Origin of the sequence: Serratia sp. C2(1), assembly GCF_036352655.1 — a bacterium.
GTDB classification, from domain to species: Bacteria; Pseudomonadota; Gammaproteobacteria; order Enterobacterales; family Enterobacteriaceae; genus Serratia; species Serratia inhibens.
Genome location: NZ_JAZFBA010000030.1, coordinates 1 through 383, shown reverse-complemented (window position 1 = coordinate 383; position 383 = coordinate 1). Strand labels below are relative to the sequence as shown.

General features: G+C 46.2%; 1 pseudogene. It reads left to right on the top strand.

From position 1 onward, the window contains the following. Positions 1-60: 60 nt before the first annotated feature. Positions 61-383 (top strand): annotated as a pseudogene (locus tag V2S86_RS25395) (transposase); the annotation flags it as partial.

Below are 383 nucleotides of genomic sequence, written 5' to 3'. Positions count from 1 at the left end.
TGAATTTGGCCACCTAAATAGAGGTGATATCATCACCTCACAGTCAAAACAGGTGACATTATGACCGGTCGTAACAGACGCAATTTTAGCCCCGAGTTTCGCCTCGAAGCTGCCCAGCTTGTACTCGATCAGCACTACACCGTCGCTGCTACTGCGATGAATGTCGGCAAATCCACGATGGACAAATGGGTTCGACAACTGAAAGAAGAGCGAGCGGGAAAATCACCCACTGCTTCACCCATGACACCTGAGCAGATTGAAATACGTGAGCTAAAGAAAAGACTTCAACGCGTTGAAATAGAAAGAGATATATTAAAAAAGGCTACCACGCTCTTGATGTCAGACTCCCTGAACAATTCTCATTAGTTGAGAAACTCAGGGCG